This window comes from Gemmatimonadaceae bacterium, assembly GCA_037721215.1.
In the GTDB taxonomy this organism is placed as follows: domain Bacteria; phylum Gemmatimonadota; class Gemmatimonadetes; order Gemmatimonadales; family Gemmatimonadaceae; genus UBA4720.
Map to the genome: position 1 here is coordinate 12091 of JBBJNV010000002.1, position 18378 is coordinate 30468.

Annotated in this window: 16 protein-coding genes; 10 read left to right on the plus strand and 6 right to left on the minus strand. The window is 60.9% G+C overall.

Annotation, left to right across the window (positions count from 1 at the left end; all coding sequences use genetic code 11):
• The first annotated feature begins 36 nt into the window (after positions 1-36).
• The 5 genes from WKF55_00920 (at position 37) to WKF55_00940 (ending at position 7564) form a co-directional block, all read left to right on the plus strand.
• Positions 37-3531 (plus strand): TonB-dependent receptor, encoded by a 3495-nt coding sequence (locus WKF55_00920; GenBank protein ID MEJ7758129.1) that lies wholly within the window; start codon positions 37-39, stop codon positions 3529-3531.
• Positions 3532-3566: 35 nt separating this feature from the next.
• On the plus strand, positions 3567-4781 hold the full coding sequence (locus WKF55_00925) for an ABC transporter substrate-binding protein (GenBank protein ID MEJ7758130.1): 1215 nt from the start codon (positions 3567-3569) through the stop codon (positions 4779-4781).
• Between the two features lie 101 nt (positions 4782-4882).
• A complete protein-coding gene (locus WKF55_00930) occupies positions 4883-5701 on the plus strand; it encodes an ABC transporter permease subunit (GenBank protein MEJ7758131.1) in 819 nt (272 codons plus the stop codon).
• Positions 5694-6530, plus strand: coding sequence for an ABC transporter permease subunit (locus WKF55_00935; GenBank protein MEJ7758132.1), 837 nt, complete (start codon positions 5694-5696; stop codon positions 6528-6530). The genes WKF55_00930 and WKF55_00935 overlap by 8 nt, the downstream gene beginning before the upstream one ends.
• Positions 6531-6568: 38 nt before the next feature.
• Positions 6569-7564 (plus strand): ABC transporter ATP-binding protein, encoded by a 996-nt coding sequence (locus WKF55_00940; protein MEJ7758133.1) that lies wholly within the window; start codon positions 6569-6571, stop codon positions 7562-7564.
• 54 nt (positions 7565-7618) lie between these two features.
• Here the strand turns inward: WKF55_00940 and WKF55_00945 are convergent, their stop codons facing one another.
• The 4 genes from WKF55_00945 to WKF55_00960 form a co-directional block, all read right to left on the minus strand.
• Positions 7619-9319: a hypothetical protein gene (locus WKF55_00945; GenBank protein MEJ7758134.1), complete on the minus strand. Its 1701-nt coding sequence runs from the start codon at positions 9317-9319 to the stop codon at positions 7619-7621.
• A gap of 72 nt (positions 9320-9391) precedes the next feature.
• Positions 9392-9844 carry a Fe-S cluster assembly sulfur transfer protein SufU gene (gene sufU, locus WKF55_00950; GenBank protein MEJ7758135.1) on the minus strand — a complete coding sequence of 151 codons (453 nt, stop codon included), beginning with the start codon at positions 9842-9844 and terminating at the stop codon, positions 9392-9394.
• On the minus strand, positions 9831-11045 hold the full coding sequence (locus tag WKF55_00955) for a SufS family cysteine desulfurase (protein MEJ7758136.1): 1215 nt from the start codon (positions 11043-11045) through the stop codon (positions 9831-9833). Before WKF55_00955 ends, sufU begins: the two co-directional genes overlap by 14 nt.
• Before the next feature lie 148 nt (positions 11046-11193).
• Positions 11194-11538 (minus strand): Rieske 2Fe-2S domain-containing protein, encoded by a 345-nt coding sequence (locus tag WKF55_00960; protein ID MEJ7758137.1) that lies wholly within the window; start codon positions 11536-11538, stop codon positions 11194-11196.
• A 191-nt stretch (positions 11539-11729) separates the two neighbouring features.
• Here WKF55_00960 and sufB point away from each other — a divergent pair, with 191 nt between their 5' ends.
• The 3 genes from sufB to sufD all read left to right on the plus strand — a co-directional run bounded on the left by sufB (position 11730) and on the right by sufD (position 15364).
• Positions 11730-13166: a Fe-S cluster assembly protein SufB gene (gene sufB, locus WKF55_00965; GenBank protein ID MEJ7758138.1), complete on the plus strand. Its 1437-nt coding sequence runs from the start codon at positions 11730-11732 to the stop codon at positions 13164-13166.
• Positions 13167-13262: 96 nt separating this feature from the next.
• Positions 13263-14012, plus strand: coding sequence for a Fe-S cluster assembly ATPase SufC (sufC, locus tag WKF55_00970; GenBank protein ID MEJ7758139.1), 750 nt, complete (start codon positions 13263-13265; stop codon positions 14010-14012).
• Positions 14009-15364: a Fe-S cluster assembly protein SufD gene (gene sufD, locus WKF55_00975; GenBank protein ID MEJ7758140.1), complete on the plus strand. Its 1356-nt coding sequence runs from the start codon at positions 14009-14011 to the stop codon at positions 15362-15364. The genes sufC and sufD overlap by 4 nt, the downstream gene beginning before the upstream one ends.
• Here the strand turns inward: sufD and WKF55_00980 are convergent.
• Together WKF55_00980 and WKF55_00985 are read right to left on the minus strand one after the other, a co-directional pair.
• Positions 15354-15869: an FHA domain-containing protein gene (locus WKF55_00980; GenBank protein MEJ7758141.1), complete on the minus strand. Its 516-nt coding sequence runs from the start codon at positions 15867-15869 to the stop codon at positions 15354-15356. The genes sufD and WKF55_00980 overlap by 11 nt on opposite strands.
• 113 nt (positions 15870-15982) lie before the next feature.
• Positions 15983-16498, minus strand: a complete 516-nt coding sequence (locus tag WKF55_00985) for a nuclear transport factor 2 family protein (GenBank protein ID MEJ7758142.1) — start codon at positions 16496-16498, stop codon at positions 15983-15985.
• A gap of 203 nt (positions 16499-16701) precedes the next feature.
• Here WKF55_00985 and WKF55_00990 point away from each other — a divergent pair, with 203 nt between their 5' ends.
• Complete coding sequence (locus tag WKF55_00990) at positions 16702-17316, plus strand: hypothetical protein (protein MEJ7758143.1); 615 nt, start codon at positions 16702-16704, stop codon at positions 17314-17316.
• Positions 17317-17397: 81 nt separating this feature from the next.
• Positions 17398-18348, plus strand: a complete 951-nt coding sequence (locus WKF55_00995) for a hypothetical protein (GenBank protein ID MEJ7758144.1) — start codon at positions 17398-17400, stop codon at positions 18346-18348.
• Positions 18349-18378: the final 30 nt, after the last annotated feature.

The following is an 18378-nucleotide window of genomic DNA, read 5'->3' on the forward strand; positions in this document are numbered from 1 at the left end:
TCGTCGGCCGGCGCCTAATTTCCGCAAATTCGACCCATGCTTGACCCGGTTCTGAGGAAAGTGAAGGATCGCGTGCTCGGAGGTGTCGCACGTGCGCTCGGCGAGTGGCTAAGTCCGAACGCCTGCTCGCTGCTATCTCTTGTTGCAGGCGGGGCGGCGGTTCTGGCCGCGTTCCGCCTGGCGTATCTAGCGGCACTGGGTCTTTGGCTATTGAATCGGCTCCTCGACGGGCTCGATGGTTCGATTGCCAGAGTTCACGGGCGACAAACCGACTTTGGAGGTTATCTCGACATCCTCATCGACTTCGCGATATACGCCGCGGTGCCCGCCGCGATCGTACTGGGCATGCCGCGCAACGATAACGCATATGTGGCACTGGTGGCGCTGCTCAGCAGCTACTTCGTGAACGCGGCATCGTGGATGTACCTGTCGGCGATTCTCGAGAAGCGAGGTCGTGGAGCCGCCGCGCAGGCCGAACAAACTACAGTGACCATGCCGCAGGGGCTGATTGGTGGGAGCGAGACCGTAATCATGTACACCGTCTGGTTGCTCGTTCCAGGATATATCACGAGCCTCATGTCTGTCATGGCGGTGCTGGTCGGACTCACAATTCTGCAGCGGATTGTATGGGCGTCCCGCAATCTGGCGACGATGTCGCCTCCCGCGACGGAGGCGGTGGCCAACAAACTTCGCGGCATCGTTGCCTGCGGAGCGATCCTGTGTGTCAGTTTCGTGACTCCGAGTACGATTGAAGCACAGCAGAATGCTTTCGTCGTTGGGGCCATCAGGTCGTCGACTGGCGCGCCTGTCAGCTCAGCGAGCGTCCGAATCACGATTCCATCTCGGGCGAGCGAACTCGCCGCCGTCGTCCCCGTAGCCACTGACGGCTCTGGCCGATTCAGACTGTCGGTTCCAGGCTCTGTCGCAGGAACAATCACTTTCACTGCGCCTGGTTTTCAGCCCGCCAGTATCGCTCTTTCACCTCTGGCGACCGGCGCCACGCGAGAGGTGACGGTCGTGCTTTCACCCGTTTTTGCGCTTGACGCAGTGACGGTAGTCGCGGCGCCCGAGCGTCCGTTGCTCAACACCAGAGACGCAGTTACCGGAGGCTCTGTCGAGACGGCGGAGCTGCAGAGTCTTCCATCCGATGCGCGTAATCCAATCTCACTTGCGTTCACGATCCCCGGCGTTGCTCAGGCCACGGGCTTTTTCGGCGATGCGCCGCTGCTCACCATCAACGGTGCCAACTCGCTCTACACCCAATACAACATCGACGGGCTCGATAACAACGAGGGCTTTCTTGGCGGACCGCGCGTCGAGTTTCCGCTCGCTGGGATGCGCCGGCTGACGGTTCACGCCAACAGCTACTCGAGCGAGTGGGGACGCAGCTCCAACGGCGTGGTGAACATCGAGTCCCGGGCCGGTACGACTCGGCGCGGTGGCGAGATTTTCGGCTATAGCCGGCCAGGCATTCCGGTCGACGCAAGGCCGCGTTTTGCACCGGCAGGTATCGATCCCGATGGCTTCCGGCGCACGCAGGTGGGTGGCGCAATCGGCGGCCCCCTCGTGCGCAACCGTACTTTCGCCTTTGCCACAGCCGAGTATTCCAGCGAGAGCGAGGACAGAATCGGATCGACCGCCCAGACGATGTTTCTGGGAACCGAGCTGAGGGAGACTCTGAAACTCTTCGCGCGTATTGACCACGGCTGGTCGTCGTCGCAGACGACTACGCTGAGGTTTGCGTCCAGCGACGTCAGTCGCGCAGGGCAGGGGGGCGGAACGGTGGTGCCCGAGGCAGACATCACGACGCGACGCATCGGATCGATCACGTCAGTCACCCATGCGAGCGCATTGCGGAGTGGCGATGCAACCAACTCGCTTTCCGCTCAACTTGGCACCTTCCACTGGTTCTTCCCGCCCACCCAAAGCGGCTTCGCGACGCCGCAGGTCACGATCGTTGCGCCCGATTCCCTGACGGTGCAGGCAGTGGTTGGATCGAGCAACTTCATATTCAACGAGCGTGAGACCCAGCTCCAGCTTCGCGACGTGTTCGAGACACGGGTCGGCGAGCGGCATTCGCTTCGCATCGGCGCCGACGTTACAGCGAGCCGGTTTCGGCTGGATGCATCGGGCACCAATCCCCGAGGTGCGTACACGGTCATCAACGATGGCAACATTACTCCGACCGGACTTTTCGTTTCGATTCGCGATGTGCCCGCTGACGTACGGGTGCTGAGCTACACGATTGACGCGAATCCGCAGCAGGTGAACCTCACCCAGACTCTTTACGCCGCATTTGTCGAGGACGTGTGGAGAATTACACCGTCCATTACGGTAAACCTTGGGTTGCGATGGGATTACGATGACATCACGTCCCGCGGGGCCAGTACGCCGGACCTCGACAATTTTCAGCCACGCGCGAGCTTCAACTGGTTCGCGACTCCCGAGACTGTGATTCGGGGCGGCGCGGGGATCTACACCGGTAAATTCCCGTACGCTGTTTATTCAGACGCTGTCCAGTTTGGCCCTGAGGGGAACTCGGTCGTAACGCTGCGTGGCCGTCAGTTTCCTCCACCGCGCCTGGGCGAAGGACCGACGGCGGGTCAGCTCGGAGCGCTTCGGGGCATGTTTCCCCCCCGCGAGATTCGCGAGACGTTCGCACTCGGCCTCGAGCAGCCCGAGAGCCGCCAGCTGTCGCTCGGTTACCAGCGGCTGCTCGGCGCCTCGTGGGGACTGTCGGTGGACGCAGTTGTGATCGACACGCGAAATCTGCCCCGCTCGTTCGATCTGAATCCGAACCTCCGCGCCAGGACCGCTGCAGATACGGTGAACCGAGCACCTGAGACCGGTGATGCATTTCGGCCGGTGACGCCCGCAACCAACGCGTTTCGGCGGCTTACCACCACCGAATCAGGCGGACAGAGTAACTACGCTGGCCTTTACACGAATGTCAGGCGGCGCATCACCGACGGTACGGCGCTCGAGGCAACCTGGGTATGGTCACGGGCACGCAACAATACCGAAGACATCAACTTCAACGCGTCATACGCGAATGACTTCGACGCCGAGTGGGCCGATGCGATCAACGACCGTCGTCACAAGGTGTCGCTGAGAGGAAGTCGTCAGGTCCTTCGACGAGTGCTGTTGGGGGGCATCGTCGATTATCAGACCGGCACACCCATCAACCGGATAGCCCTCTTCCGCGATCTGGATGGATCGGGCGACATTTTTGGTAATGGATTCGTCGGTAACTACGATCGTTTCGCTGGAGTTCCACGAAATGGCGAGCGGTTGCCGGCCTCGACGCAGGTTGCGCTGAGTGTGGATTATGGAGTGCCGATCGGGATTGGCGCGCTCGACCTGAGAGCGGATGTCTTCAACCTGTTCAACACCCGCGTCGTATCAGGATTCGCAAACGGAATCCCCGGCGGCGGACCTCGTACGCAGCTGGGACGGCCGGGCGATCCCGTTGTCTTCAGGAACGCCGGGCCATCGCGACAGGTTCAGTTCTCGGCTCGATACTCATTCTGATCCTGCGTATTGCTGCGAACGCGGGTACTTCCCCGTTGATTGCTCGAGGCGTTGCGATTGCAGCAACGTCGCTTACGATGGCTTGCGGGGGCGAGTCGTCGAAGCGTCAGATATCCGAATCCAGCCCATGGGACAGTGTCGTCGCGCAAGCACGCGGGACGACCGTGCAGTGGCGGATGTGGCGCGGTGATCCCTCGATCAATGCCTACATCGACCGCTGGGTTGCTCCGCGGCTGGCGCGCGATTACGCGATTACGCTCACCACCGTCGATGGCCAGGGTCCGGCGATCGTCAACCAGCTCGTGGTGGAGCGGGAGGCGCGGGCGCGCGGATCCGCTGACCTCATCTGGATCAATGGTGAAACCTTCAACAACCTGCAGAAGGAGAAGCTGCTCTACGGACCGTGGGCTCACCGCCTTCCAGCCGCCGCTTATGTGGACAGTTTGTCGCCAATCGTGATGCGCGATTTCGAGGAGCCCACCAGAGGCTTCGAGTCCCCATGGGGCCGCGTTCAGTTTACGCTGATCTACGATTCAGTGCGAACCCCCCTTCCACCTCGCACTATCGCTGATCTCGGCCGGTGGATTCGCGCGAACCCCGGACGGTTCACGCACGATCAGCAGTTCACCGGAACCACTTTTCTCAAGTCGGTGATGTATGCGGAGAATGGCGGAGTCAAAAAATTCGAGGGTGGGTTCAGCGACGAACGCTATGCGGAAGGAAGCCTGCGATTATGGAGCTGGCTGGACGGCGTGCGTCCTTTCTTCTGGCGGCGAGGAAAGACTTACCCGGCCGGAGTCGCCGACCTCCACCGGCTGTTCGCCAATGGTGAAGTCGATTTCACGATGTCGTACAACGAGAATGAAGTAATCACCAAGGTTCGCCAGGGCGTACTTCCACGGACCGCCCGCGCACTGGTACTTCGCGACGGGAGCATTGCCAACACTCATTTCGTTGGGATACCATATAATTCCCCGAACCCTGCGGGAGCGATGGTTGTCGCCAACTTTCTCCTCTCCCCCGAGGCGCAACTGGAAAAATTGCGGCCGGAAGTCTGGGCCGATGGAACGGTGCTCGATGCCGGGAAGCTGCCTCGGGAATTATCTGCCCGTTTCGCTGCCATGCAGACCGATGTGCGCGGGGTTCCGCGCGACACGCTGAGGCGCTACGAAGTGCCCGAGGTCGCACCGGTATACACCGAGCGCATTGCGAGGGACTGGAAAGCGCGGGTCCGCGCGAACACGAGGTGAATGGCTCCGAGAGCGCTCAGGAGCACTTGCACGAAATGTCTTCGGTATTGGCCACAGAGACACAAAGACACGGAGAAGGCAGACAACGGCTCGGGCTGCTCGTGGCTCTACTGGTCGCAGGTCCGGTAATCGCCGGCATCGTTTACGCGGTGCTGGCGGCGTTGGGAGTGACCGGGCCCGGTGCCAGGGGACTTTCCCTGCGGCACATCGAAAACGTACTGTCGGACCGAGTCACCTGGATTGCTCTGCTTTGGTCAGTCTGGATTGCCTTTGCGTCGACCGCGCTCGCGACTACCCTCGCAATAGCTGCCGCAACGCTGTTTCGCGGCGCGCGCGGTGGCGACCGGTTTGCACGAATGGTCGCGGTGGTGCCTCTCCCCGTCCCTCACGTCGTGGCCGCTTTGTGCGGCGTACTGATACTCAGCCAAAGCGGCCTTCTGGCACGTCTGGCCTTCGCCGCAGGCCTGCACGCATCTCCGGCAGACATGCCGGAACTGACAAACGACAGCTACGGCATCGGGCTGATAATTGCCCTCACCTGGAAGGAGTTCTCCTTTCTCGCGCTGGTTGCCTTTTCCGTGATCGCTGGCCGTGGTGCACAACTGGAGGAGACCGCGCGTAGCCTTGGGGCGGGGACGCTGCAGACTTTCAGAGCGGCGACTCTGCCGTTGCTTTGGCGCGGCCTGCTCCCGTCGATCATCGCGGTATTCACGTTCGTGGCCGGCAACTACGAAACGGCGGCGTTGCTCGCGCCCAGCTTTCCGCTTGCGCTGCCGTTGTTGACGATGGAGCGCTACACAGATTCGTCGCTCGACATGAGGGGAGAAGCGTTCGTTCTCGTCCTGCTGGCTACAGCACTCGCGTTTTGTGGTGTCGCGCTACACCAGCTGACGGCGAACAGAGAAATCACCGATGAATGACAGAGCTGACCAGCTTGCCGCGTGGCGGCGGGTAAAAGGCGTTTCGTCGTTATCACGTGCCGCACTCACAACGGTACTTGCCTTCGCGACCCTGCTGCCGGTCGCATTTCTCATCGCGTTATCAATTAGCGGCGAATGGTTCTATCCAGCCTTGCAGCCCGGCCGGTGGACGGACGCCAACTGGGCAGTGCTGGGGCAGAACGGTGCCGCGGTCGCGCGTGCAGTCTGGACGAGCACTGCTCTGGCCCTTGGGACAGGCTGCATCTCTGCAGTCGCGGGGCTGTTGGCGGGACGCGAGATCGCGATGTTGAGTGGGCCCCGCAGGCAGATCGCGGTCGCGCTTGCGTTTCTACCGGTCGCCATACCCCCGCTGGCGTTGTCGATTGGACTGCAGTACTCATTCTTGCGACTGGGACTTGGCGGACGGTTCGCGGGAGTGCTGTTTGCTCACATCGTGCCGGCGCTCGGCTACACGACTCTCTTCTTCATCGGAATTTTCGCCGTATTCGATTCCCGGGTGGAAGATGAAGCGCGCTCACTCGGCGCGAGTCCGCTCGATGTGTTGCGCCGGGTGACGTTGCCACTTCTTCGCCGGCCCCTCATCGAGGCGTTCGCGCTCGGCTTCCTCGTTTCGTGGGCGCAGGTTCCGTTGACACTGCTGATCGGGCAGGGTCTCATCACCACGCTGCCCCTCACTCTGATGTCTTACGTGAGCGCGGGCCAGGATCACCTCGCGGCTACCGCCGGACTCATGCTTACAATCCCGCCACTTGCGTTACTCCTGGCGGCAGGCGTCGCGGTGCGTCGGCTCAAAGTGGTGATAGCCTGACAGGCCCCGCGCTCGAGATCCGTAATGTCGACGTGCGGATGGGTGGGCACCGCATTCTGCGGAACCTCACACTACAGGTCGCGCGCGGAGAGCGGTTTGTAGTCGTCGGACCATCGGGCGCCGGCAAGACGACAATGCTCCGCGCTATCGCCGGATTCGTCGCTCCGCATTCCGGAGAGATCAGAGTTGCCGGCCGCGATGTGGTCGCGCTACCGCCCGAGAAACGCGACGCCGTGTACATGCACCAGACCCCCGTTCTATTTCCGCACCTCACGGTTTTCGAGAATGTCGCATTTCCGTTGCGGGTGCGGCGCGTGCCTGCCGATGACATTCGCGAGCGGGTCAGCGCTTCTCTGGAAGCGATGAAGATGGCTGAGTTTCGTAATCGAATGCCCCGCACACTGAGCGGTGGCCAGCGACATCGCGTCGCCCTAGCCCGTGCAATCGTCGCGAGGCCCGCATTGCTGCTTCTCGACGAGCCTTTTTCGGCGCTCGATCCCGCACTGAAGCGTGACATCCGGGCGGCTCTGCTCGCTGCACATTCGCAGTACGATCCGGCGTTGATCGTCGTCACTCACGATTTCAGCGATGCCGCTTACATCGCTGACCGGATCGGTGTCCTGCTCAACGGCGAGCTGGCCCAGATAGCGTCTCCGGCGGAGCTCTTCGCACGTGCCGCGTCACTCGACGTCGCGCGGTTCCTCAACATCGCCAACGAAATTCACGGCCGTGCTGATGGCGTTGGGCATTTCTCGTCGGCATTCGGCAGCCTTCATGCCGCTGATGGAGTTGCAGCAGGGCCGGCGGTGGCCGTCTTCAATCCCGTTGCCGTCCGGCTTGGCGTGGTGGGCGGGACACCGGCGCGGGTCGTCGAGGTTCGCGTGCATCCGGAGCATACGACGCTGCTGTTGAGTACCCTGGGAGGAACCGTCGAGGCGGCGTGTCCGGTTGGTGGATCATTCGCTGTCGGAAGCTCTACGACGATTGTACTCGACTGCTCGAGGGTCGCGGTATTCCCGACGGGGCAAAGATGATCCGACAACGGCGTACAGCGCTTGCGCACTTTTTCAAACGGACCACATGAGTGTTTACCGAACGTCGATGATCCGCGAACTGTTGACCGAACCCCGTCCCGGCGGGGTGGCCTCGAGTTTCAAGATGTACTTGCCCCGCGGAATCAGCGACAGGTCGAGAGTCACACTTCGCGTCGCTATGCCACCAAGCGATGGCATCTCGCGCCACGCAATGCTGATAGGGCTCGCCCTTCGCCCGAGCCCTATCGACTGTGCGATTCGCCGCAGGCTTCCCTCGGTGATGCGTGCAAGAGTGAGCGATACGGGCAGCGCGCTGTCAGCTCTTGCAAGCCCGTAGATCTCCCAGTAGAGACCGAGTTTCCCCTTTGAATCTGCAGTGAGATTCCCGCGCGCGGTGGAACGCGCCATCGCGAGATCCGAAACGTCGCCCGCGGGAGGGTCGAACAGCAGCACGTCAGACACCGCGACGCCGCCGGGTCCCAGTGGCGGAAGGTTTACACTCTGCCGCGCGCGCGCCGCTTTTTTCCCGTCGACGCTCAGTATTTCGAGGCTCAACAGATGGGCAGTACTGTCCACGAGCGCAACGAATGATCCCCGGGGGGAGCCCTGCTCAACTACGAGCGGTCTGGCTCTCTCGTCGCGAGAGAGAGCAATGGCTGATCGCAGCGGGCCCACCCGAAACACCGAATCGCCGGACACATCGTACGCGACAACGACCTGTGTGGAATCTCCGCGCCTGAAGAGCGCGATCTGCGGAATGATTTCAACGAACTCGCTCGCGAGCTTCGGCGCATACCGCTCGGGCGAGCGCCACTGCTTGAAATTCCACGCACCGCTGCCGATTGCAGTGATAGGCTCGAACCGGTTGACGGCCGGGAAGAAGTGATAGTTCGGCATCGCTTCGTGACCGGAGATCACGCCGCCATTTTGCGTAATGCCGGAAGCTGGCACGCGCGTCCAGTATCTAGCCCAGCCATATCTCAGAACGAGTTCGCGCAGATCGTCATCCCATTGTGTATCCCACCCCGCGCGCGTGTCCGCCAGTATTCTGCTCATGGTCAGACGGGCGTAATGCTCCGCCTGCCTGTCGTTACCGGCAATCGTGTGGAAGGGATCTGCCAGCCACCACGCGCGGGCCGCAATGTCCTCCCGCTCGCCGCACCCCACGGCCTTGTACCGCTTGCGCTGGGCGGCGTCGAGGAGCATCGAAATGTCAGTCCAGCTGCAGCGCTCTACCTGGGGCATCGCCGCCAATGCAAGCGCGAACGCACTGTCGGCAAGGTTGCCGGCATTGGTCTCGTGAAGCACCAGCCCGCGCAGGGCGTCACACCACCATTGGTCAGACTGGCATTCAACGGCAGCGCGCAGAGCCGACGCCGTGTCGCGGGATTCGAGCAGGTAACGCACTCGCTGGCCGGTAATCCACCCATCGCGGGGAGAGCGCTCCGCCGCTTTCCGAAGCGCTTCGATCAGCGTCGCACGTGCCTTGCTGATCGGCTTCGGCTCAGGTGGCTCAGTATGTTCGGTGTCGTTCCACTGGCAGAACCTGCCAACCTGCATCTCGCATCCGACGGCCGAGCCCTGAAGGCTCGACGGCAGATGCATGCGGCGGACCTGCTCGAACGCCGCCTGCGCCCTAGTTACGCGCCGGCGGGTCTCGACCGAGTCGCGGCGGTTTTGCTGTGCTTCGGTCGTCGCCGCGAAAGTAACGAGAAGACTTAAAACACCCAGGATTGACCGGGATAACAACGCCATCGCGCTCTCCGCTTATTACCAACGATGTTGCGGGGACCAGCGGGATTCAAGTCTCGCGTGCTGGCGTTGCCGTCAGACCGGCCGCTGCTCCAGCGCAGCCTCGAGCGCATTCCATGCCAGCAGCGCGCATTTGACCCTGGCCGGGAACTTTGCCACCCCGCTCAATGCTCGAAGCGAACCCAGCGAGTTGTCGTCAACGGCCGTTGCATCCCCCATCACCATCTCGCGAAACCGGGCCCGCAAGGCATCGATGTCCCCCGCGCTCCGCCCCTTTATGAGCTGCGTCATCATCGACGCCGATGCCTGTGATATCGAACATCCGCGTCCCGAGAAGCTGAGGTCGCGTATCGTCTCACCTTCGAACGCGACATGCAGCACGATTTCATCGCCGCAAAGCGGATTCTTCATCGTCACCGAGGCATCCGCGCCGTCGAGGTCGCCCTTGTTTCGCGGACGGCGGTAATGATCGAGGATCATCTCCTGGTACAGCCCGGCAACCTGGGCCGCGCGGTCAGACAGCGGCATGGCCGAAGATCTCCCGCGCCTTCAACACGCCTTCGATGAGGGCGTCGGTATCTGATTCATCGTTGTACACATAGAATGACGCGCGAGCCGTAGCGGGAATGTCGAGGCGTCTCATCAGCGGCTGGGCGCAGTGGTTGCCGGCGCGTATGCAGACATCGTCGCCGTCGAGAATGGTCGCGAGATCGTGTGGATGTACATCGCCCAGGGTGAAGCTGATCACTCCACTTCGATGGGGCGGCGGAGGGCCGTACACGCGTACGTCATCGATTTCGCCAAGCCGCGCATATGCATCCGCCACGAGCCGCTGTTCATGCCGCAGCACCTCATCCATTCCAATGCTGTCCAGATAGCTCGCGGCGGCGGCCAGACCCACCGCGCCAGCCGCGTTCGGTGTTCCAGCCTCGAATTTGTGGGGGAGCTCGTTCCAGGTCGTACTCTGATCATGGACGAATTCTATCATGTCACCACCCGTCTGCCACGGCGGCATCCGTTCCATGATCTCGCGTTTTCCAGCGAGTACACCAATGCCCATCGGCCCGCACATCTTGTGACCGCTGAATGCATAGAAATCGACGCCAAGCGCGTCGAAACCGACCCTCAGATGAGGGGCGCCCTGTGCGCCGTCGCAGACGATCAGCGCATCAGTGTGTTCGCGCACAAGGGCGACGATCTCGCGGACCGGATTGATGGTACCAAGGGCGTTGGATACATGGTTGAACGCCACGACTTTCGTGCGGCTCGAAAGCAGGCTTTCGAGACAGTCGAGGTCGAGCTTTCCCTCGGAGGTGGGCTCGCAAATCCTGAGGGTCGCTCCCTGGCGAATAGCGAGCTGCTGCCAGGGTACGAAGTTGGCATGGTGCTCGAGGGCGGTGACCACGATTTCATCGCCCCTGGCGATATGCATGGGACCCCATGCATTCGCGACGAGGTTGATGGCCTCTGTAGTACCGCGGGTAAAGATCAGGCACGCAGGATCGTTTGCGCCGATGAACTGCGCGACGCGCGTGCGCGCTCCGTCGTAGCAGTCCGTCGCCGCAACCGACAAAGCGTACGCGCCGCGGTGGGGATTGGCGTAGCTGGTCTCGTAAAATTCGCGCATTGCGTCCAGCACGATCGACGGTTTCTGCGATGTCGCCGCAGAATCGAGGTAATGCAGCCCGGGATTGCGGACAAGGAGCGGGAAATCAGCGCGGCGGCTCATATCAAACCGGAGGGCTGAAATCGGGGCCACGGGCCACGGGCCACGGGCCGGAGCGGTGGGCTCGGGGCTTTTAACGTCAACTCCGTGGGGTGAAAAAGCCCGGGGCTCGGGCTTGGTGAGCCGGAGCAGGGAGCTACTGCAAACTCGCTCACGGGGTCAACCCGTTTCGCAGAGCACCGACGAGAACCACTCCATTCTCGATACGTACGTCGAACAACGGCAATGCCTCGCTTGCCGGCCCTTGCCTTACGGCGCCGGTAGCGCAATCGAATCGAGCTCCGTGCCACGCGCACTGAATGGTGCCGTCCGGAAGCACATCCCCCAACGACATGTCAAAATCCTGGTGAGTACACCTGTCGGCTACGGCGCTGATTCGACCCCCGTGCTTTATAAGGCAAATCCGCTCCCCACCCGACTTTACGACGCCAAGCACACCCTCATCAGGAATATCGTGCAGCGCCGCGACGGATTCGAAGTCAGATAAATCACTCAATAAAGTGCTCCTGGTCCCACTTTCCGCAGAACCAGCCAAGGGGGCGCTGAATCGGCTCGTAAAGCCTCCTAAGTGCTTGGTGTCCATAAACTTGGATGTGTAGCAGCATGTCCCGGTCTGCTTGACTATCCCGACAAATTCACTTAGGATTCAATCTACGTTACGAAGTGCTGTAACACCAAGGAGTTAGCATGAGCTCGGCAATAGAATCGCTGGTCAATAAAGAGTATTTGTACGGATTCGTGACAGATGTCGAAACTGACACTATCCCCCGCGGGCTCGACGAGGACGTAGTACGGTTGATTTCGGCGAAGAAAAACGAGCCGAAATTCATGCTCGACTGGAGGCTCAAAGCCTACCGCCGGTGGCTGACGATGAAAGAGCCACACTGGGCGAACCTCAGATACGCCCCGATCGACTACCAGAATATTATCTACTACTCGGCGCCAAAAAGCGTCAAACCGCTCCAGAGCCTGGACGAAGTCGATCCCGAGCTCCTCCGCGTCTACGACAAACTCGGCATCTCGCTGACGGAACAGAAGAAGCTGGCCGGCGTCGCCGTCGACGCGATCTTCGACAGCGTTTCAGTCGGCACAACGATGAAGGCAGAGCTCTCGAAGCACGGCATCATCTTCGGCTCATTCGGGGAAGCGGTTCAGAACCACCCCGAGCTGATCGAGAAATACCTTGGTACCGTCGTCCCCCACAGCGACAATTTTTTCGCGGCCCTGAACGCAGCGGTGTTCAGCGATGGATCGTTCTGCTACATCCCGAAAGGCGTCAAATGCCCGATGGAGCTGTCCACCTACTTTCGCATCAACAGCGCTGATACCGGCCAGTTCGAGCGTACGCTGATCGTGGCTGAGGAAGGCGCGTCGGTAAGCTATCTCGAAGGATGCACGGCACCCAAGCGCGACACCAACCAGCTCCACGCCGCAGTGGTCGAGCTGATCGCGCTCGACAACGCGTCAATCAAATACTCCACGGTGCAGAACTGGTACGCCGGAGATGCGGAAGGGAAGGGCGGTATCTACAACTTCGTCACCAAGCGAGGAAAGTGCGCCGGCGTGAACTCGAAGATCTCATGGACTCAGGTCGAGACGGGGTCCGCGATCACGTGGAAATACCCCAGCGTGATTCTCCAGGGTGACAACTCCACCGGTGAGTTCTACTCTGTCGCCGTCGTGAACAACCATCAGGCAGCCGACACGGGCACCAAGATGATTCACATCGGGAAGAACACCAAGAGCACCATCATCTCGAAGGGAATTTCAGCCGGGCAGGGGAACAACAGCTACCGCGGACAGGTCAAGATCATGCCGCGCGCCGCAAACGCCCGCAACTACACGCAGTGTGACTCGATGCTCATCGGTAATCGCTGCGGGGCTCATACCTTCCCGTACATCGAGGTCCAGAACAATACCGCGATGCTGGAGCACGAAGCATCGACGTCGAAGATCGGCGAGGATCAGATTTTCTATTGCAAGCAGCGCGGGCTGAGCACAGAGCACGCGATATCCCTCATCGTCAGCGGATTCTGCAAGGAAGTGTTTCAGAATCTGCCGATGGAGTTCGCGGTAGAGGCGCAGCAGCTTCTCGGGATAACTCTCGAGGGCAGCGTCGGGTAGCTCAGCGGGACGACATGAATTCCCGCCTGCGCGGGGCATAACCGCCGACTCGCCGACTGCGAGTTTGTTTACGGAAGACCAATCACCAAGGCATCAGTGCTCGAAATCAGAAATCTTCACGCCGCTATCGGCGAGAAGGAAATACTCAAGGGAATCGATCTCACCGTAAATGCCGGTGAGATTCATGCCGTAATGGGGCCCAACGGCTCCGGGAAAAGCACGCTTGCACAGGTGCTGGCCGGTCACCCGGGATACGAGGTCACCGAAGGCACGGTGCGCTACGACGGCCGCGATTTGCTGGAGATGGATCCAGAGGTCCGCGCGCAGGAAGGAATATTCCTCGCCTTCCAGTACCCGATCGAGATCCCCGGCGTCACCAACGCCTATTTTCTGCGGTCCGCGTACAACGAGATCCGGAAGTCAAAGGGACTCGAAGAGCTCGACCCACTCGAGTTTCTCGACCTGATGGAAGAGAAGACGAAAATTGTGGAGATGGACCAGTCGATGATGAGCCGGTCAGTCAATACCGGTTTCTCCGGCGGTGAGAAGAAGAGGAACGAGATTCTGCAGATGGCGGTGCTCGAGCCGCGGCTCGCCATTCTCGACGAGACGGATTCGGGACTCGACATCGACGCCCTCAAGATTGTTTCCCGCGGAGTCAATGCATTGCGGCGGCCGGATAACGCGACGATCGTCGTCACGCACTACCAGCGGCTGCTCAACTATATCGTGCCCGACTACGTGCACGTTCTCGCCGGCGGACGCATCGTGAAGTCGGGCGGGAAGGAGCTCGCCGTCGAGCTCGAAGAGCGCGGCTACGACTGGATTGCCGGAGTTGCGGCGTGACTGAAGTTCTCACCGCGCCGGTGGAATTGCAGGCCGATGAGAATTCCGGCAGCTCAGTGCCGGCGTACCGCGCTGACTTCGACGCTCTGCACGCTAACAGCGGCGGCAGCGAGCCTTCCTGGCTCACAATCCTCCGTGAGTCGGCGATGGGCGAGTTCGAGACGACTGGATTTCCGACAATGCGCGATGAAGATTGGCACTTCACAAGTGTCGCGCCAATAGCCAGCCGCAAATTTCATCTCGCTGTGAGCGCCGGCGAGGTCAGCGTGGTGGATGTAGAAGGATTTTCGTTCGGCCAGACCGACTGGCATAATCTCGTCTTCGTCAACGGACGCTTTCGCGCCGGTCTTTCTGGCCAGACACTTCCGGAAGGTGTCACCGCCGAATCGCTTGGCGACCTGCTGAGAGACGGAGATTCTGCGATCCTCGAACGGCACTTCGCAAAAATCGCCGCCCCGCCGAGCGGCGCCCTCACGGCGCTCAACACTGCATTCGCGTATGATGGTGCAGTGATCCGCGTTCGCGCAGACGCCGTCGCAACAACGCCTATCCACCTGATTTTCATCACGACCGCAGGTGCGACCGGCGGAGCCACACATCCGCATAATCTCTTATTTGCGGAGCGCCATTCCAGTGCCACCGTCATCGAGAGTTATGTCTCGCTCGGCGACAGCGAATATTTCACGAACGCTGTGACGGAAGCCTACGTTGCCGATGGTGCGCGGTTGAACCACTACAAGCTCCAACTCGAAAGCGAGAGCGCATTCCACGTCGGCACCATCCAGGTTCACCAGGCGGCGAACAGCCGTTACGAATCCTTCTCACTGGCGACCGGGGCAGCACTCTCGCGTACCAACATCTACACGAAACTCGATGGCAACGCTGCGGAATGCGTCCTGAACGGGCTTTACATGGTGAATGGCACTCAGCACGTCGATCATCAAACGAGCATCGAGCACGTCGCGCCCAATTGCCCGAGCCATGAGTTGTACAAGGGAATTCTCGATGGCCGGTCGCACGGAGTGTTCAACGGCAAGGTGTACGTCCACCCCGAAGCGCAGAAGACGGACGGCAAGCAGAGCAACAACAACCTGCTGCTTTCAGAACACGCGCGCATCGACACAAAGCCGCAGCTCGAGATTTTTGCTGACGATGTGAAGTGTACCCACGGCGCCACTGTCGGACGGCTCGACGAAACAGCCATGTTCTATCTGAGAAGCCGCGGGATCGGCGTGGCTCAGGCGCGCCGGCTGCTCACCTACGCTTTCGCTGCCGACGTTCTCGAAAAGATGGAGCTCGAACCGCTGAGGCTCGCGCTCGAGCGCCAGGTTCTGGCGCGCTTTACCGCATGACCAGGAAATAGTAGGCAGCGGCAGCCAGGATAATCGCGACAACGACCAGCATCGGAAGGGCGCTGGTCTTTTGTTTCGGTGTGAACGTTCCGCCGAGAATCGGGTTGGTTATCGTTTCGCGCCGGGTTAGAATGTCGGCGTCGTGGCCCTCCGCCGTTGGGGGATCGACCACCGATACACCAAGGGGCAGCTTCGACCGGCGAAAGGTGAACTCCACCAGACCAACATCGATGCGATCGCCGTCTGCGAGCTGGTGTGGAGCAGTAACGGCCTCACCATTGACCCGCGTTCCCGTCGCCCCCGACGTATGCAGCACATACTCGGCTCCTTCGGGTCGCAACTCGGCATGAACCCTGGAGACCGACGGTTCGCGAATGACAATGCTGTTCTCCGCCCCCCGACCGATCGTGAACGCGGCATTGCTCAAACGGTAAGCTCTGCGCTCGAGCTCGTAAACAACGTATGCGACCGCTTTGTTAGGGTCTGATTTAACACTGCTATCCATTGGGATCCTGTCTGCGGGTTTGCGACGCGACTCAAATATGCACTATTCAGGCGCCACGCCGGAGCAGGCGAATGAAGTATTCACACATGCATGCCGGATTTTCGCCGCGGCGGTCAAGGTCTGGGAGCGTCGGACAAATGCTCCTGAATCACAACCCACCGGCCCCCGCGATTGACGAACGCCGCTGTCCATGCACCGCCGATTACATGTGGCAGATCGTGCGGATTCAGGTGCGGAATACGATAGCTCGCCGTCATCACGGCAGCATTGGAGCCGAGTACGTCGACATGCATCGATGTCCATTCCCACTTCGGGTTCTTCATGTTTACGCCGACATACCTCCAGAACGATTCAATCTGCTTCTCCAGCGCGGCACGCGTTGTCGAGACCTGGCCGCTGCTGGTGGAATAAACCGGGCCGTGATCCGGATAGAGGCTCATCATCCTCGGAACGGGGCCCGGCCGGCTAAGATCATATGCGTTCGTCACGAGACTACGGAGCGAATCGGCAATGGCAGTGCGCTCGGCAGGCGTGACCGTGCCGCCGCGCGGGTTCTCGCAGGCCGCCGGCGCCAGAACTGCACAGCCCGTCAGCAACGCAATTGAGCGAACAAGTCTTGGGGATTTCATGGTGTTATCGCGGAAGATGACACTGTCCTCAGGTTGAGACAAACAATGTCACTATTGCAGGACGTTATCCCGGTCCACAGGTTATGTTCACGGGGAAGCTGCAATGGCTCGGCCGTTGCAGGCATCGCTTGGAGGCAGCCGTGCCGCACGCGTCAATGTGCGGAGGCAAATAAAAGGGAATCGGAGGAACCGTGCGGACGATCGTGAAGCTGGCATACGCTGCTGGCGCGCTGTTGATGGCAGGCTGTAGCCGTGGTGACACCGGGATGAACGACGAGCTCAGGAAAGATCTCGACCGCGCGTGGGCGTCCGATGCAATAAACCTCGCCGGATCTGACCAGAACGTCCCGCAGCGAGTTGTTTCAGCTATCGAGCGGACCGCATTGCCTGCGCCAAGAAAGGTTGCTCCCTCGCAGCGTGTTGCCAGGTACCGGCCGGCGCGGCGAAATCCAGCGCCAGTTGAGGTGACGCAAGCAGATGTTGCCGAGGAGCTTGAAACGGCGCCCGTCGAAGTGTCGCCCGCACCTGTCGAGCCGGCTCCGGCAGCCACAGCGAGTTTGCCGAGCCCGAGGCCAAGGCCGGTTGGTGGTCCGGATGATGGTGGCGGCGACATCGGGGGCGGGGGTATCGATCGTGGACGTGTTCTGGGCGGCATCATTACCGTCGTTTTGCAGGGCGGGGGAGTTGATGGAGACAACTGTGACGAACACATGCAAGGCGGTCGGAGGGGGCGTGCTGGCCGGATTGGTGGCGGCATGATCGCCATTAATAACCGCATCCCTATTCAAGGTACGTTTCCGGGACGAACCCGGTTTTAATGATTTCCTTAGCTCACGCGGCGCCCCGGTGAAATCACCGTGGCGCCGCGTGTTGCTTTCAGGCCACTTCGGTACAATAAAATGAAACTGCGAACTCATGCGGCAATGATTCTGGTTGCGGGCGCGTCACTGCTTGGCGCCTGCTCGGACAAAGGCAAATCAGGCGATGTACTGGCCAGCGACACGAGTCTCTCGCGTGATCTTGCACTCGCGAACGAAGACACGCTGGCGCAGCCTCAGCTGACGGACATGCCCGTGACCGCGGCGCCCGCCAGCGCCGAAGCTGAGAATGATGTGCCCACAACGGTTCGTCGTCCGGGAGTGCCTTCCCGGCAGCCGGCTGGAAGTCCGGCTGGAACTATCGGACAACCGCGCGTGCAATCGCGGCGACCCGCCGCGCGTCCTCGTCAGGCACCACCTGTTACTGGTGAAGCCCCAACTGGCGAAACAGTGACCGCAAGCGGAAATGCGGTATCCTCCGGTGAACGTGGGTCCGAGCGTCCGCTGGGAGTAGTGGCTGCGGGATCGGAGCTGACTTTGTCATCGGGCCAGAGAATCTGCACGAACACCAATCGGGTTGGCGACCGGTTCACCGCCCAGCTCGCTGAGGCGGTAATGGGTGAAAACGGCGCGATCATTCCTGTTGGTGCAACGTTGGTGGGTGAGGTCTCATCGTTGAGCAAGAGCAGCGGCGACGGTGACAAGATCGAGATTGGGCTTCGAGTGGAATCGGTGGAGTTCGGAGGGAAGACGTATCCGATCAGCTCCCAGGTCACCTACGCTCAGGTCGACAAGGTGCGGGCCGAATCGCGCGGAGACGATGCGAAGAAGGTCGCGACCGGGGCAGCGATTGGTGCGGTGCTCGGTCAGATACTCGGCGGAAAGACGAAATCGACGGTGATCGGAGCGGCGGGCGGCGCTGCGGCGGGCGCTGTTGTGGCCGGCAGAAATGCCGATTACGATGGGTGCGTGCCCGATGGCGGCCGAATCACGGTAAGACTCACGCAGCCGCTTACCATTCAGGTCACCTGAAATCCGCAGAAATAAAAGAGCCGCCATCCC

Excerpts from the sequence above, each read along its gene's own strand:
- WKF55_00920 (MEJ7758129.1), top strand. The coding sequence starts at position 37 with ATGCTTGACCCGGTTCTGAGGAAAGTGAAGGATCGCGTGCTCGGAGGT.
- WKF55_00935 (MEJ7758132.1), top strand. The coding sequence starts at position 5,694 with ATGAATGACAGAGCTGACCAGCTTGCCGCGTGGCGGCGGGTAAAAGGC.
- WKF55_00940 (MEJ7758133.1), top strand. The coding sequence starts at position 6,569 with ATGGGTGGGCACCGCATTCTGCGGAACCTCACACTACAGGTCGCGCGC.
- WKF55_00945 (MEJ7758134.1), bottom strand. The coding sequence starts at position 9,319 with ATGGCGTTGTTATCCCGGTCAATCCTGGGTGTTTTAAGTCTTCTCGTT.
- sufU (MEJ7758135.1), bottom strand. The coding sequence starts at position 9,844 with ATGCCGCTGTCTGACCGCGCGGCCCAGGTTGCCGGGCTGTACCAGGAG.
- WKF55_00955 (MEJ7758136.1), bottom strand. The coding sequence starts at position 11,045 with ATGAGCCGCCGCGCTGATTTCCCGCTCCTTGTCCGCAATCCCGGGCTG.
- sufB (MEJ7758138.1), top strand. The coding sequence starts at position 11,730 with ATGAGCTCGGCAATAGAATCGCTGGTCAATAAAGAGTATTTGTACGGA.
- WKF55_00980 (MEJ7758141.1), bottom strand. The coding sequence starts at position 15,869 with ATGGATAGCAGTGTTAAATCAGACCCTAACAAAGCGGTCGCATACGTT.
- WKF55_00985 (MEJ7758142.1), bottom strand. The coding sequence starts at position 16,498 with ATGAAATCCCCAAGACTTGTTCGCTCAATTGCGTTGCTGACGGGCTGT.
- WKF55_00995 (MEJ7758144.1), top strand. The coding sequence starts at position 17,398 with ATGAAACTGCGAACTCATGCGGCAATGATTCTGGTTGCGGGCGCGTCA.